This is a genomic window from Pseudomonas sp. NFACC32-1 (genome assembly GCF_900101215.1).
Taxonomy (GTDB): Bacteria; Pseudomonadota; Gammaproteobacteria; order Pseudomonadales; family Pseudomonadaceae; genus Aquipseudomonas.
This window is the reverse complement of sequence record NZ_FMUL01000009.1, coordinates 182,368-196,753: the sequence shown is the minus strand read 5'-3', so window position 1 is coordinate 196,753 and position 14,386 is coordinate 182,368. Positions and strand designations below refer to the sequence as shown.

12 protein-coding genes are annotated in these 14,386 nt (G+C 63.2%); 11 read left to right on the top strand and 1 reads right to left on the bottom strand.

Annotated features, from left to right (window positions below):
- From BLP99_RS16045 to BLP99_RS16015, 7 genes are all read left to right on the top strand, one after another.
- Window positions 1–1,443 carry an aldehyde dehydrogenase family protein gene (locus BLP99_RS16045; RefSeq protein ID WP_092180913.1) on the top strand — a complete coding sequence of 481 codons (1,443 nt, stop codon included), beginning with the start codon at window positions 1–3 and terminating at the stop codon, window positions 1,441–1,443.
- Window positions 1,444–1,590: 147 nt separating this feature from the next.
- Complete coding sequence (locus BLP99_RS16040; RefSeq protein WP_092180910.1) at window positions 1,591–2,454, top strand: LysR family transcriptional regulator; 864 nt, start codon at window positions 1,591–1,593, stop codon at window positions 2,452–2,454.
- 120 nt (window positions 2,455–2,574) lie between these two features.
- Window positions 2,575–3,615 (top strand): putative 2-aminoethylphosphonate ABC transporter ATP-binding protein, encoded by a 1,041-nt coding sequence (locus BLP99_RS16035; protein ID WP_072391776.1) that lies wholly within the window; start codon window positions 2,575–2,577, stop codon window positions 3,613–3,615.
- On the top strand, window positions 3,615–5,324 hold the full coding sequence (locus BLP99_RS16030) for a putative 2-aminoethylphosphonate ABC transporter permease subunit (RefSeq protein WP_083532809.1): 1,710 nt from the start codon (window positions 3,615–3,617) through the stop codon (window positions 5,322–5,324). Before BLP99_RS16035 ends, BLP99_RS16030 begins: the two co-directional genes overlap by 1 nt.
- Window positions 5,325–5,341: 17 nt before the next feature.
- The gene (phnX, locus tag BLP99_RS16025) at window positions 5,342–6,169 is read left to right on the top strand and encodes a phosphonoacetaldehyde hydrolase (protein WP_092180907.1); all 828 of its coding nucleotides are present in this window, start codon (window positions 5,342–5,344) and stop codon (window positions 6,167–6,169) included.
- A 50-nt stretch (window positions 6,170–6,219) separates the two neighbouring features.
- On the top strand, window positions 6,220–7,239 hold the full coding sequence (locus BLP99_RS16020; protein ID WP_072391781.1) for a putative 2-aminoethylphosphonate ABC transporter substrate-binding protein: 1,020 nt from the start codon (window positions 6,220–6,222) through the stop codon (window positions 7,237–7,239).
- A 78-nt stretch (window positions 7,240–7,317) separates the two neighbouring features.
- Window positions 7,318–8,469 (top strand): TIGR03364 family FAD-dependent oxidoreductase, encoded by a 1,152-nt coding sequence (locus tag BLP99_RS16015; RefSeq protein WP_092180904.1) that lies wholly within the window; start codon window positions 7,318–7,320, stop codon window positions 8,467–8,469.
- Between the two features lie 40 nt (window positions 8,470–8,509).
- Here the strand turns inward: BLP99_RS16015 and BLP99_RS16010 are convergent, their stop codons facing one another.
- Window positions 8,510–9,400 carry a LysR family transcriptional regulator gene (locus BLP99_RS16010; RefSeq protein WP_076407026.1) on the bottom strand — a complete coding sequence of 297 codons (891 nt, stop codon included), beginning with the start codon at window positions 9,398–9,400 and terminating at the stop codon, window positions 8,510–8,512.
- A 167-nt stretch (window positions 9,401–9,567) separates the two neighbouring features.
- Between BLP99_RS16010 and BLP99_RS16005 the strand changes: the two genes are divergently transcribed.
- The 4 genes from BLP99_RS16005 to BLP99_RS15990 all read left to right on the top strand — a co-directional run bounded on the left by BLP99_RS16005 (window position 9,568) and on the right by BLP99_RS15990 (window position 14,328).
- Window positions 9,568–10,650 carry a 4-oxalomesaconate tautomerase gene (locus tag BLP99_RS16005; protein ID WP_072391790.1) on the top strand — a complete coding sequence of 361 codons (1,083 nt, stop codon included), beginning with the start codon at window positions 9,568–9,570 and terminating at the stop codon, window positions 10,648–10,650.
- 212 nt (window positions 10,651–10,862) lie between these two features.
- Window positions 10,863–12,167, top strand: a complete 1,305-nt coding sequence (locus BLP99_RS16000; RefSeq protein ID WP_092180900.1) for a CitMHS family transporter — start codon at window positions 10,863–10,865, stop codon at window positions 12,165–12,167.
- 93 nt (window positions 12,168–12,260) lie between these two features.
- Entirely contained in the window at window positions 12,261–13,514 is a 1,254-nt protein-coding gene (locus tag BLP99_RS15995) for an OprD family porin (RefSeq protein WP_092180897.1), read from the top strand.
- Between the two features lie 121 nt (window positions 13,515–13,635).
- Window positions 13,636–14,328, top strand: coding sequence for a type 1 glutamine amidotransferase domain-containing protein (locus tag BLP99_RS15990; RefSeq protein ID WP_072391798.1), 693 nt, complete (start codon window positions 13,636–13,638; stop codon window positions 14,326–14,328).
- Window positions 14,329–14,386: the final 58 nt, after the last annotated feature.

The window sequence follows — 14,386 nt, the reverse complement described above, 5'->3', positions numbered from 1 at the left end:
ATGTGGGAGATCGATCACAGTTACATTGATGGAGTATTCGTTCCCGTCCAGGGCAACGAAACGGTGGAATGCATCAACCCGGCGACCGAGGCGGTCATCGGTACGGTCACCTTGGCGAATCGTGATGATGCCAGGCAGGCCATCGCCGCGGCCTCCCGTGCGCAGGTCGCGATGCGCGGCAGCTCCAAGGCCGAGCGTATCGACATGCTCAGACAGCTACAGGCCGCTGTGCTGGCCAAGACGGAAGAAATTCGCGACACGGCCATCGAGGAATACGGCGCGCCGTTTGCCCGTGCCCAATGGGTCAGCCGTTACGCGTCCCAGTCTTTCGCCAATGCGGCGCAGGTGCTGGAGAACCATGCGCTGCGTCGCACGGTCGGCGACGCCACCGTCGTGATGGAGCCGGTGGGCGTATCGGCGTTGATCGCTCCCTGGAACAGCACGGCAGGGACGATTTGCAGCAAGCTGGCATCGGCCATCGCCGCTGGCTGTGCTTCGGTCATCAAGCCCAGTGAGCTGAGCCCGCTGCAGACCGATGTGCTTGCCCAAGCGTTGCACGGTGCGGGTTTGCCTGAGGGCGTCTTCAACATTCTGCTGGGACGTGGCAGCGATGTCGGTGAAGAAATCAGCACGAACCCGGAGGTCGCAAAAATTTCATTCACGGGCTCCACCGCCACCGGCAAACTGATCGCTCGCGCCGGCATCGAGACGATGAAGCGCGTCAGCCTCTCGCTCTCGGGGAAGTCAGCGTCCATCATCCTGGATGATGCCGATCTCGACATCGCCATTCCCCTGGCACTGAATGCCGCGTTCATGAACAACGGCCAGGCGTGTGTCGCCGGCACGCGGCTACTGGTGCCGCGCAGGCAGGCCAAGCTCATCATCGACCGGGTGAAGAACCTGGTAGAAGCGATGGTCGTCGGCAATCCGCAGGATCCATCCACCCTCATCGGCCCCCTGGTCAGCCAGACGCAATATGACCGCGTGCAAGGTTTCATCCGCCGTGGGTTGGCCCAGGGGGCGAAGCTGGTCATCGGCGGGGAGGGCAGGCCGGTCGGCCTGGACAGGGGCTATTTCGTCAGGCCTACGGTGTTTGCCGAGGTCAGCAACGACATGGATATCGCCCAACAGGAGATTTTTGGCCCCGTGATATCGATCATCGCCTATGACTCGCAAGAGCAGGCGGTGGAAATCGCCAATGCCAGCCTCTACGGCTTGCAGGCCTACGTGTTTTCCCGGCGACCGGAACGCGCACGCCACGTGGCGGCCGGACTGCAGGCCGGCTCAGTGTTGATCAACAGAATCGCACCGGAATTGCTTGCCCCGTTCGGCGGGGTCAAGCAGTCCGGTGTAGGTCGGGAGTTCGGGGTCTTTGGCCTGGAGGCGTTTCTCGAGGCCAAAAGCATCGTATCGGATCAGCCCGGGCCTGGCGCGACCATGTGATCGGGCCCGGTTCGGTTGATGGCGACGGGATGACCCTTCAATCTCGCGGGCAAAACTCAGGTGGCCTTCGCTACGTCGGCAGCCTACCATTCGCCTTCGTGCCTCAAGTCACCCAAATGCCTGCCTGGCCCAAGGAGCTGTCAACGGATGCTTTCTGCCGAGCTCAAGTCCTTCCATATGGTCGCCCGCCTGGGCAGCATTACCCATGCAGCGAAAAAGCTCGGCCTCAGCCAGCCCACCGTCACCACCCAGATTCGCAACCTGGAAGCACAGTATGGGGTCGAGCTGTTCTACCGCGGCGGCCGACGGTTCACCCTGAGCGAGGATGGCGCGCGCCTGTTGCCCATGGTCCAGGCGCTGCTGCAGCAGGAAGCCGATATCGAGTTCTACCTGCATAACTGCGGCCAGCTGCAGGGTACCTTGCGCATCGCCGCGACCGCGCCTTACTACATGCTTGATCTGGTCAGGCGCTTTCGCGAGCGCATGCCGCAGATCCAGGTGACCATGGACATAGGCAACTCGCTCCAGGTGATCGAGGCGCTGGAAGAGTATCGCGTTGACGTGGCCGCATCCTCGCAGTTGGAGGAAGACCCGCGCTTCACCCGTCTGTTGCTGGGCGAGGACCCTCTGGTGCTGGCCGTGCACCGCAGCCATCCGCTGGCCAAGCACACACGATTGCCGCCCTCGGCCCTGGCCGGGCACTGCCTGTTGATGCGCGAAGTGGGCTCGACCACCCGCCAGCTCACCGAGCAGATGCTGCGCAAGGCCGCAGTCGCGCAGGGGCCGCTGCTGGAAATCGGCAGCCGCGAGTCGATACGCGAGGCGGTGCTGCGCAATATCGGCATCAGTGTCATCGCCCGCCATGAGGTTCCGGACAATCAGGAGCTGCGGGTGATTGCCCTGGATGACGCGCCTCTCATTCCTGAGTATCTCTATTGCCTGCGAGAACGCCGCCAAGCACGCCTGCCGGCGGCTTTCCTGGCCATCGCCCGGGAGTCGACCGGGGCCTGACTAGGGCGTCGTCACAAAAAACGCCGATATCACTATCGGCAACTTTTGCCCAACTGCCATAAAGCCTTCGCAAGCCGGACCCAAGATGACCCTCGTTCGATTCCAAACGAGATTCCTGGCATGGCTACCGTCGACTTGCAACTGCGCGACATTCACAAGGGCTTCGGCACTTTCAAGGCGCTGGACGGCGTATCGCTGGAGGTCAAGGCCGGCGAACTGGTCTGTCTGCTCGGGCCGTCCGGCTGCGGCAAGACCACACTGCTGCGCTGTATCGCCGGCCTGGAGCGCCAGGGGCAGGGCAGCCTGCATTTCGCCGCGCGAGACGTCTCGACGCTACCGCCACAGGCGCGTGACTACGGCATTCTGTTCCAGTCCTACGCGCTGTTCCCCAACCTGACGGTCATTCAGAACATCGCTTATGGCCTGTCTGGCCGTGGGCGCGATGAGGTGCGCCGCCGGGTCGATGAAATGCTCGAGTTGGTCAGCCTGGGGGGCAGTGGGCACAAATACCCCGCACAACTTTCAGGCGGACAGCAGCAACGCGTGGCATTGGCCCGCGCACTGGCGCCGGGTCCCTCGCTGCTGCTGCTCGATGAGCCGATGTCGGCCCTCGATGCCCAGGTGCGCGAGCATCTGTGCGGCGAGCTGCGTGCCCTGCAACGCCGGCTTGGCATCACCACCCTGATGGTCACCCACAATCAGGAAGAGGCCATGCTGATGGCCGACCGCATCGCGGTGATGAACCAGGGGCGGATCGAGCAGTACGCCACTCCCCAGGCCGTCTACAACACGCCCGCGACGCCTTTCGTGGCCGAATTCGTCGGCCAGGGCAACTGGTTGCCGTTCCAGCGTGACGGCCAGCATGCCCGTGTCGGTGGCCTGAGCATGCGTTTGCCGGATACCGGGCCCGGTGGAGACGGACGCCTGTTCTGCCGGCCCGAGGCGATACGGGTCAACCCTCGATTCGAGCAGGACAACCTGTTCCCGGCGCGCATGCGCGAACTCACCTTCCTGGGCAATCGCTGTCGCCTGAGCTTCGAGCTGGAGGACCTGCCGGGCCACGCCTTGCTGGCGGAAATGTCTCCTGAAGCGCTGCCGCATTTGCACGGCCAGCAGATACGCGTGGCCTTGCCGCCGAGCAGCCTGCAGGTGTTCGCCTGATGGAACAGGTGGCGATGATGGAGCAGGGGGTGAAATCCCCGCGGCGTTCGACGGACCTGGCCGACCGGCTATTCGTGCTGGGTGGCCGATGGGTGATGCTGGCGCTGCTGGTGCTGGCCGTATTGCTGCCGCTGCTGGCCATTCTTTGGCGAGGCCTGGCGGGCGACCCGACGCAAGGCGGTGGCCTTGCGGCTGCGGCGCAACTGTATCGCAGCGCCCACTTTCGCTGGCTGCTGGGCAACAGCCTGACCAGCGCGCTGACCGTGGTGATGATCGTGTTGCCGCTGGCCTATGGTTTCGCCTATGGCTTGCTGCGTACCTGCCTGCCGGGCAAGAAACTGTGGCGCGGCCTATCGTTGCTTCCACTCCTGGCGCCTTCGATGTTGCCAGGGATCGCGCTGATCTACCTGTTCGGCAACCAGGGCATGCTCCGTGACTGGATGCCGGGCAGTCTCTACGGTTTCTGGGGCATCGTGCTGGGGCAGGTCATCTACACGTTCCCCCATGCCCTGATGGTGTTGCTCAGCGCCCTCGCGCTGGCGGACGCACGACTGTTCGACGCAGCGTCCAGCATGGGGGCGTCGCCGTGGCGGGCCTTTCGCAGCATCACCTGGCCCGGCAGCCGCCAGGGGGCATTCGCCGCAGGATGCCTGGTGTTCACCCTGTGCATCACCGACTTCGGCGTGCCCGTGGTGGTCGGTGGCGATTACCAGGTGCTGGCGCTGGAAGCCTACAAGGCGGTACTGGGTCAACAGCAATTCGGCCGCGGCGCCCTGATTGGGTTGTTCCTGCTCCTGCCGGCGCTGTTCAGCTTCGCCGTCGACTCCTGGCTGCGCCGCCGCCAGCGCGACGCCATGAGTGGTCGCGCCCAGGTTTATCATCCGCAACCGCGCAGTGGGCGCGATGGCGCCTTTCTGCTGCTGGTCGCGCTGGTCGGCACGCTGCTGCTCGGCGTGTTCGGCATGGCGGTGTATTCGTCGCTGGTGAAATTCTGGCCTTACGACCTGTCGCTATCGCTGGACAATTACGTGTTCTCCGATCTTCCCGGCGGTTGGCTGGCCTATCGCAACAGCCTGGTGCTGGCCACCGCGACAGCGTTGTTCGGCAGCGTGGCGATTTTCACCGGCAGCTACCTCCTGGAAAAGACCCGGCAGAACCCGTTGACGCAAGTGCTGCGCCTGCTGTGCTTCATTCCCATGGCTGTACCCGGCCTGGTGCTCGGGCTGGGTTATGTATTCTTTTTCAACCTGCCGGCCAATCCCTTGCATGGGCTCTACGGCAGCCTGGGGTTGCTGGTGGTATGCACCGTGGCGCATTTCCTGACCACGGCGCAGATGACTGCCGCCACCGCGTTGCGTCAGCTCGATGCTGAATTCGAGTCCGCCGCGCTGTCGCTCAAGGTACCGCTGCTGCGACATTTCCTGCGCGTGACGGTGCCCATCTGCCTGCCGGCGCTGCTGGACATCGTCCGCTATCTGTTCGTTTCGGCGATGACCACCGTATCGGCGGTGATCTTCCTCTATAGCCCGGACAGCATGGTGGCATCCGTCGCCGTGCTGAACATGGACGATGCTGGCAACGTCGGCGGTGCCGCCGCCATGTCGACCCTCATTCTTCTCACCTGTGCCAGCGTGTCGCTCCTGCTGGCCTGGGCTTCGCGTGGTCTGTCGCGCCGCTCCCAGGCCTGGCGCGCGGCGCCGGGCCTCTGATCTCGCGGAGTACTGCCATGCACTACCAACACCCTGATCGTCTCCAGGCCGTCATTCTCGACTGGGCGGGAACCGTGGTCGATTTCGGCTCCTTCGCTCCGACGCGGATTTTCGTCGAGGCATTCGCCGAATTCGACATCGCCGTCAGCCTGGCTGAAGCCCGTGGTCCCATGGGCATGGGCAAGTGGGATCACATCCGCACCCTGTGCGACCAGCCTGCTGTGGCCGAGCGCTTCGAGAAGCGTTTCGGGCGCCGGCCGAGCGATGCCGACGTGACGGCCATCTACGAGCGCTTCATGCCCCTGCAGATCGCCAGGGTCGCCGAGCACAGCGCGCCGATTCCCGGCGCCCTGGCGACCGTAGCGAGCCTGCGTGAACGCGGCCTGAAGATAGGCAGTTGTTCTGGCTATCCCAAGGAGGTCATGCAGCAGGTGGTCGAACTGGCGGCTGCGGCCGGCTATCGACCGGACCACGTCGTCGCCACCGACGAAGTGCCCAAGGGCCGCCCTAGTCCGGCCCAGGCGCTGGCCAATGTGATTGCCCTGGGGCTCGACGACGTGGCCGCCTGCGTCAAGGTCGACGACACCGAACCTGGCATTCTCGAAGGGCGCTGCGCCGGCATGTGGACGGTGGCGCTGCGTTTCTCGGGTAACTTCCTGGGCCTCACCTGGGCGCAATACCAGGCGTTGCCCAATGAACGGCTGGAGGCCGAGCGTCAACGGATCGATGACTTGTTCGCCAGCAGCCGCCCCCATTACCTGATCGACACTCTGGCCGACCTGCCACCGGTCGTCGACGCCATCAACGCGCGCTTGGCTCGCGGTGAAAGTCCGCAAGGCTGCTGAAGCTGTTTTCCCTGTTCGCTCGCCCATCCTTCACCCACAGGAACCACACCATGTTCAAGCGCATCGCCCTTGCCGCCGGCCTGCTCGCCGCCGGCGCCCTGCATGCACAGGCCGCCACCGAGCTGACGGTCTACAGCGCGCTGGAAGTCGAACAACTCAAGCCCTACCAGCAGGCATTCGAGAAACAGCACCCGGATATCCGCATCAAGTGGGTACGTGACTCCACCGGGGTCGTCACCGCCAAGCTGCTGGCCGAAAAAGACCGTCCCCAGGCGGATGCCGTCTGGGGACTGGCGGGCTCCAGCCTGGCCATCCTCAAGCAGCAGGGCATGCTCGAAGCCTACGCACCGGCCAGCCTGGACAAGATCGGTGCCCATTATCGTGACAGCGACAATCCACCGTCCTGGGTGGGCATGGATGTGTGGGCCGCGAGCATCTGCTTCAACACCATCGAAGCCGAAAAACAGGGGCTGCCGAAGCCGACCAGATGGGAAGACCTGACCGACCCGGTCTACAAGGGCAAGATCGTCATGCCCAACCCGGCGTCCTCAGGTACCGGCTACCTGGACGTCAGCGCCTGGCTGCAGACCTTTGGCGAAGACGGTGGATGGGCCTACATGGACCGGTTGCACCAGAACATCGGCCAATACACTCATTCCGGTTCCAAGCCTTGCAAGCAGGCCGCGGCGGGGGAGTTTCCCATCGGTATTTCCTTCGAGTATCCGGCGGTGCAGCTCAAGCGCAAGGGGGCGCCGCTGGCCATCGTACTGCCCAAGGAAGGCCTGGGTTGGGAGATCGAGGCAAGCGCGATCATCAAGGGCACCCGGCATCTGGACGCCGCGAGGAAACTCGCGGACTTTGCTGCCAGCCGCGAAGCCATGGACCTGTACAAGGCCAACTTTGCCGTACTGGCCCAGCCAGGTATCGCCGAACGGTTCCAGGAACTGCCGGCCGACTACGAACAGCGCCTGATCAAGAACGACTTCAACTGGGCCTCCCAGAACCGCGATCGCATCCTGACCGAATGGCGCAAGCGCTATGACGGCAAGTCCGAGCCGGTCAGCCAGTAAGCGGCGCACTCATCCGCGCCTTCCATCGTGACTCACCTGGCCGCCCCGGCGGCCACTTCCCCCATCAAGGAGATTTCCATGCATCAGCACGACTGTGACCTGCTGATCGTAGGCGCCGGCATCCTGGGCCTCGCCCATGCCTGGGCAGGCATGCGTCGCGGCCTCAAGGTCCGGGTATTCGAACGCAGCCATACACCGCTGGGTGCATCCATCCGCAATTTTGGCCAGGCACTGGTCACGGGCCAGGCTCCCGGGCCCATGCTCGACCTCGCGCGTCAGTCCCACGGGCTCTGGGCCGAGCTGGGCAGGGCGGCCGGGCTGGCGATCAGACAACAGGGTTCACTGGTGTTCGCTCGCACCGAGGCCGAGGAGGCCATGCTGGACGCGTTCTGCCTTGGCCGTGCCGAGGAACTGGGCTACCGCACCGAGCTGCTGCGCGGCCCGGCCCTGGACAACCTCTATCAAGGCCGCTTCGTCCATCACCGCGCGGCTCTGCATGGGCTCGACGATCAGCAGTTGTTCTCCCGGCAGGCGCTGCCACAAATCATCGACTACCTGGCTGGGCAGGGCGTCGAATTCCACTTCTCGACGCTGGTACGGGACGTCGGACCTGGCAGCGCCTTGACCACGGCAGGCCGCTTTTCGGCAGGCCAGATCATCGTCTGCTCCGGTCACGATTATCAGACACTACTGGCCGAGCAGATGGCTGCGTTGCGACCGTCAGTCTGTCGTTTGCAGATGTTGCGGGCGCGCCTGGCGCAGCCTCTGGATCTGCGCCACGCGGTGCTCACGGGACTGAGTTGCCTGCACTACGGCGCCTTCAGCGACCTGCTCGAGGCCGATGCGATCCGCCGGGAAATCCAGCGTGATTACCCGCAACTGGAAAAGCATGGCATCCATCTGTTGATCAGCCCTACACCCCATGGCGAGTTGATCATCGGCGATTCTCACGACTACGGCACAGATGCCGCGCCATTCAACCAAGAGGACGTGGATAACCTGCTGATCGACCTGGCGGAGCACACCCTGGGTGGACGCCTGCAAGTATTGGAGCGCTGGCAGGGCGTCTATGGTGCTCGCGGCCCAGGCCCGTTCAGTGTGTTGCCTGCCGCCGACGGTGTAACCGCCGTGTTGATGCACACCGGCCTGGGCATGAGCGTGGGGCTCGGCCTGGGCGAGCGGACCGTTGCGGCGTTGCTGGGGGAGGGGGCGTGGCCCGTATCCAGCTGAATGCGGTTCCGGCGGGGCGCATCAGCGCCCCGCACGAGGCTCACTGTGGCCACTGCTCGAGCAGAATCGAGACGAATTTCTCGGCGGCAGGGGACAGTGACGCGCCGCGTCGATAGACCAGCCCCAGTGAGCGGTTCACCACCGGCTCCACCAGCGGTACGCTGACCAGTGTCGGGTGGTCTCCGGCCGGCATCGCCAGGCTGGGCATCGCCGACACGCCAAGGCCAGCCTCGACCAACCCCAGCGACGTGGACAGGTGTTGTACTTCGTAAAACCACTGGGGGCGCCAGCTCAGGCCCGACAAGGCATGATCGAGCAGCATCCGGTTACCGCTCAGTCGTCCCACGCCGATCAGTCGGTAGTCGCTCAGTTCCGACCAGGTGACGGCGCTGCGTCCTGCCAGTTCATGATCGCGGCGGCACGCCAGGACGAAGGGTTCGTTGACCAGCGGCACGAATTCGATGTCCGGGTGCTGGCCGCTCATCATGTTGATGCCGAAGTCGGCTTCGCCGCGCAGGACCGCCTCCAAACCTTCGTTGGCACTCAGGTCCAGCAGGCGTATGCGGATCTTCGGATAACGCTCGTTGTACAGGCGGATCACCGAGGGCAGGAAGTAGAAGGCGGCCGTTGGGATGCACGCCAGGGTCACCCGGCCGATCTGCCGCTGCGCCAACTCGCGGATGTTGAGGATCGAATCGTCGAAATCGTCCAGCAGGCGCCGCGCCTTGGGCAGGAAATCACGGCCGACACTGGTCAGGCTGACCTTGCGGGTGGTGCGATCCAGCAAAGCCGTCCCCAACCCTTCCTCGAGTTTTTTCATCCGTCGGCTCAGCGCCGGCTGTGACAGGTGCAGTGCATCGGCTGCTTCGTGAAAGCTGCCAAGTTCGGCGATCTTGACGAAAGATCGTATGTCCTGAAGTTCATATTCCATGCAGGTTCCACTCAAGCTCGCGACGTGTCGTGCAAATCATCCTACGGCTATTCATTTGTAAAACGCAATAAACGAGCCGATCTTTGCATTGGAAACACTTTTTAAACCCTGCCACTCTTGCCTCCAGAACATCAATTATCCAGATTGATCAACAAGAGTTAGTGTTCATGCAACGTATTCCTTGTGTGCTCATGCGCGGCGGTACCTCCAAAGGACCGGTCTTTCTCGCCTGGGATCTGCCGGCCTCCGTCACCGAGCGTGACGAGCTGCTGCTCGACCTGATGGGTTCCGGCCATGAACTGGAGATCGACGGCATCGGGGGGGGCAGCCCGCAAACCAGCAAGGTGGCGATCGTCAGCCCCTCGCTGCACCCCGAGGCGGACGTCGATTACCTGTTCGTCCAGGTGATGGTTTCCCAGCGTCGGGTCGACACCGCGCCCAACTGCGGCAACATGCTCTGTGCGGTGGGTCCCTTTGCCATCGAACAAGGGTTGGTCAAGGCCGGTGGCGACCTGACTCGGGTGCGCATTCGCAACCTCAATACCGGGACTTTCGTCGTTTCCGAGGTGCAGACCCCTGGGGGCAAGGTCAGCTATGAAGGCGACACGGCCATCGATGGCGTACCGGGCACCGCCGCGCCAGTGCAACTGACATTCCTGGATGCGGCCGGCAGCAAGACGGGCAAACTGTTTCCCACCGGCCAGGTGCTGGACCTGATCGACGGCATCCTGGTGACCTGCATCGATATGGCGATGCCCATGGTGATCGTCGAGGCCAGCCAGCTCGGCAAGCGCGGCGACGAAAGCCCCGCCGAACTGGATGCCGACCACGACTTCCTGCAGCGCCTTGAATCCCTGCGGCTCAAGGCCGGCCTGGCCATGGGCCTGGGGGACGTCAGCGACAAGGTGATTCCCAAGCCGGTCCTGGTGTCGCCAGCCAGCTCCGGCGGGACACTGCAGGTGCGTTATTTCATGCCACACAACTGTCATCGGGCGCTGGCGATCACAGGCTCCATCGGCCTTGCCACCGCGTGTGTAACCGAAGGCAGCGTCGCCGCACGACTGACCGGCGGCCCAGGCGAGCCTCGCTTGCAGCGGGTTCGCATCGAGCACCCGAGCGGTGCGATCGATGTCGTTCTGTCCTACGTCGGCGAACACGGTGAGACCATCCGCGCCTCGGTGGTGCGTACCGCACGCCGGCTCTTTTCCGGTTTCGTCTACGCCAAGGCTTCGCACCGGCTGGCGGGTTAGCCGGCTGCCGGGTCGTTGCATCAGCACAATTGCAAGAATGGGTGATGCCATGAAAGTCACGCAACACACCTAGCCGGGCACGGCAAATTCAATATCAGGGCGGGACGACATGAACGACCTCTGCCAGGCACACTCAGCCTATTGCCTGGCAGGTTGGAGCCGTGCGCCCGGATGTTGGTAAGGCTACTGAATAACAACAAGAGATCTGACATATGCTCGCTTTACTTGGCTTGGCCATGGTGGTGGTCTTCACCTTCCTGATAATGACCAAACGGCTGTCGCCCATCGTGGCCTTGACGGTGGTGCCAATCGTCTTTGCGGTCATCGGCGGCTTTGGCGGGACCACCGGCAAGATGATGCTGGACGGCTTGAAGATGGTCGCTCCTTCGGCTGCGCTGTTGCTTTTCGCGATCCTGTTCTTTGGCCTGATGATCGACGCCGGCCTGTTCGATCCGTTGATCCGCAAGATCCTCAAGCGCGTCAATGGCGATCCGATGAAAATCGCCGTGGGTACGGCACTGCTGTCGCTGGTGGTGGCACTGGACGGTGACGGCACGACGACCTACATGATTACCTGCGCCGCCATGCTGCCCCTGTACAAGCGTATCGGCATGAACCCCATGATCCTGGCGACCGTGGCGATGCTTTCGTTGAGCATCATGAGCGGCATGACGCCCTGGGGCGGGCCGGCGACCCGCGCGATCGCGGCCCTGGGCCTGGATGCCGGCGACTATTTCGTACCGCTGTTGCCGACCATGATCGGCGGGGCCATGTGGGTGGTGTTCACGGCCTTTGTGCTGGGCCGCGCCGAGCGCAAGCGCATCGGTAACATCCAGTTGCAGAGCGGTGGTGGGGATTGCTATATCAAGGCGATCATCGAAGACACCCCGCACAAGCGTCCGAAACTGGCCTACGTCAACCTGCTGCTGGTGATCGCGGTGATGGTCGCCCTGGTGATGGGGCTCATGCATTCGGCGATCCTGTTCCTGATCGGTTTCGTCCTGGCGCTGATGATCAACTATCCGCAACTGGATATTCAGAAAGAACGCATTCTTGCCCACTCGGGCAATGCCATGACGGTGGTGCTGCTGGTGTTTGCCGCAGGCATCTTCGCCGGGATTTTTTCCGGGACAAAAATGGTCGACGCGCTGGCGCAGACCCTGGTCGACTGGATCCCGCCATCCTGGGGACATCTGTTCCCGCTGGTGGTTGCGATCACCAGCATGCCGCTGACCTTCGTCCTGTCCAACGATGCCTATTACTTTGGCGTGGTGCCGATCCTGGCCAACGCCGCGGCGGCCTACGGGATCGATCCGGTGGAAATCGCACGGGCCTCCATTCTCGGTCAGCCGGTGCACCTGATGAGTCCGCTGGTGGCTTCGACCCTGTTGTTGGTGGGCATGGTCGATCGCGACCTGGGGGATTTCCAGAAAGCCACCGTCAAGTGGGCCTTGCTGACTTCCCTGGTGATTACCGCGCTGGCCCTGCTGACCGGGGCGTTGACGCTGTTTTCCTGATCGACCCGACCCTTGCGCCTTCCTGCCTGACACACCTCGCCGTCGAGGTGTGCGCCAGGCTGCGCGTCCAATAACAACAACGAGAAGCTTGATATGACCATTTTTGCCACCCGTGGGGCTTTGCTTCCCATGCTCGGCCTGATGCCGCTGGCCGCGGCCAACGCCGAAGGTTTCATCGACGACAGCAAGCTCAAGCTGCAGCTGCGCAACGTCTATTTCAACGAGAATTTTCGCGACGAGCAGGGCCTGAGTCCGCGAGCGGCGCGCACGGCCAAGAGCGAGCGCACCGAGTGGGCCCAAGGCTTCCTGCTGGATTACCAGTCTGGGTTCACGCCGGGTTTCGTCGGTTTTGGCGTCGATGCCCTGGGGCTGCTCGGGGTCAGGCTCGACTCGGGACGCGGGCGCAGTGGCAGCGGCCTGCTGCCGGTGCATGACGATGGTCGTGCCGCCGATGAGTTCGCCAGCGCGGGCATGACCGCCAAGGCCCGGATTGCCAGGACCACGGTCAAGTACGGCACCTTGCTGCCCAAGACCCCGGTACTGGTCTACAACGATGCACGACTGTTGCCCCAGACTTACCAGGGCACGCAGATCAACAGCACCGACATCGACAATCTTGCGCTCACTGCCGGCCATCTTGAGCGTTTCAAGCTGCGGGACTCCGCCAACAGCATGCCGATCGTGCCTGACGGCTACAGCGGCAACGAGGCTGGCGACTTCAGCTATGCCGGCGCCGATTACAAGCTGGGCAAGGCTATCCGCTTGAGCTATTTCTTCGGTGAGCTCGAGAACTTCTATCGACAGAACTACGCCGGTATCCAGCATGACCTGGCACTGGGCGCCGGGGTGCTGACCAGCGACCTGCGCTATTTCAACAGCGTCGACTCAGGTTCGGCCTACAGCGGCAGGATCGACAACGATATGTTCAGCGGCCAGCTGTCCTACGCCGTGGTCGGTCATACGTTCAGCGCCGGCTACCAGAAGCTCAGCGGCGAAGCCGGCTTGCCATATATCAGCGGCGCCACCGTCTATTCCTTCAGCAATGTCGGCATTGGCAAGTTCATCGAAGAAGACGAGAAGACCTGGATGGCCGGCTATGGCTATGACTTTGCCCGTCTTGGCGTGCCTGGCCTGACATTTTCCAGCCGCTACCTCAGCGGCAGCGACGGCAAGTCCGGCAGTGCCGTAAGGGAATGGGAACGGGATGCCGAAATCGCTTATGTCGTCCAGCAAGGCACCTTCAAGGGGGTGGGCGTGAAGCTGCGCAATTATGTCTACCGTTCGGATTTTTCACGGGGGCGGGACAGCAACCGCATCTACTTCACCTATGACGTCGCGCTCTGGTAGGACGGTGACGCAAGCGAAGGGGCGTTCGCTACATCCGCTTGAACGTCTGCCGCGACACAGCCTCTGAGAGTAATGCAGGGTGGACACCGTTCGCCCGTTCAGACCCGGAGGCTGGATTCACATGAACATTCTGATGGTCCTCACATCTCACGATCAGTTGGGCGACACCGGCAAGAAGACCGGCTTCTGGCTGGAAGAGTTCGCCGCTCCGTACTACGTGTTCGTCGATGCCAACGCTGCGGTCACGCTTGCTTCTCCCAAGGGCGGGCAGCCGCCGCTGGACCCCAAGAGCAATGAAGAGGATGCCCAAACCGATGCCACCCGTCGCTTCGATGCGGATACCAAGGCCCAGGCGGCCTTGGCCAACACGGTGCCGTTGGGGGAGGTGGACCCTTACGACTTCGACGCGGTGTTCTATCCAGGAGGCCATGGACCGCTGTGGGACCTGGCCGAGGACAGCGACTCCAAGACCCTCCTCGAAGCGTTCTATGCATCGAACAAACCCATCGCGGCGGTCTGCCACGCGCCTGGGGTATTCAAGAACGTCAACGCACCGGACGGACGGCCTGTAGTGGAGGGTAAGAAAGTCACCGGGTTCACCAACTCCGAAGAGGAGGCGGTGGGGCTGACACAGGTGGTGCCGTTCCTGGTGGAAGACATGCTCAAGGCCAAGGGAGGGGACTATATCAAGGCTGCGGATTGGGCCAGCCATATCGTCGAGGATGGGCACCTGATCACCGGCCAGAACCCCGCGTCCTCCGAAGCCGCGGCCCAGGCGCTGCTCAAGCGCTTGAAGCAGGAACAGACGGCCTGAGCCAGGACTGCCGGACGAAAACGGGCACCGCCGGTTGCGACTCACGCGGCCGGCAGCG

Excerpts from the sequence above, each read along its gene's own strand:
- BLP99_RS16035 (WP_072391776.1), top strand. The coding sequence starts at position 2,575 with ATGGCTACCGTCGACTTGCAACTGCGCGACATTCACAAGGGCTTCGGC.
- BLP99_RS15990 (WP_072391798.1), top strand. The coding sequence starts at position 13,636 with ATGAACATTCTGATGGTCCTCACATCTCACGATCAGTTGGGCGACACC.
- BLP99_RS16005 (WP_072391790.1), top strand. The coding sequence starts at position 9,568 with ATGCAACGTATTCCTTGTGTGCTCATGCGCGGCGGTACCTCCAAAGGA.
- BLP99_RS16010 (WP_076407026.1), bottom strand. The coding sequence starts at position 9,400 with ATGGAATATGAACTTCAGGACATACGATCTTTCGTCAAGATCGCCGAA.
- BLP99_RS16045 (WP_092180913.1), top strand. The coding sequence starts at position 1 with ATGTGGGAGATCGATCACAGTTACATTGATGGAGTATTCGTTCCCGTC.
- BLP99_RS16030 (WP_083532809.1), top strand. The coding sequence starts at position 3,615 with ATGGAACAGGTGGCGATGATGGAGCAGGGGGTGAAATCCCCGCGGCGT.
- BLP99_RS15995 (WP_092180897.1), top strand. The coding sequence starts at position 12,261 with ATGACCATTTTTGCCACCCGTGGGGCTTTGCTTCCCATGCTCGGCCTG.
- BLP99_RS16000 (WP_092180900.1), top strand. The coding sequence starts at position 10,863 with ATGCTCGCTTTACTTGGCTTGGCCATGGTGGTGGTCTTCACCTTCCTG.
- BLP99_RS16040 (WP_092180910.1), top strand. The coding sequence starts at position 1,591 with ATGCTTTCTGCCGAGCTCAAGTCCTTCCATATGGTCGCCCGCCTGGGC.
- BLP99_RS16015 (WP_092180904.1), top strand. The coding sequence starts at position 7,318 with ATGCATCAGCACGACTGTGACCTGCTGATCGTAGGCGCCGGCATCCTG.
- phnX (WP_092180907.1), top strand. The coding sequence starts at position 5,342 with ATGCACTACCAACACCCTGATCGTCTCCAGGCCGTCATTCTCGACTGG.
- BLP99_RS16020 (WP_072391781.1), top strand. The coding sequence starts at position 6,220 with ATGTTCAAGCGCATCGCCCTTGCCGCCGGCCTGCTCGCCGCCGGCGCC.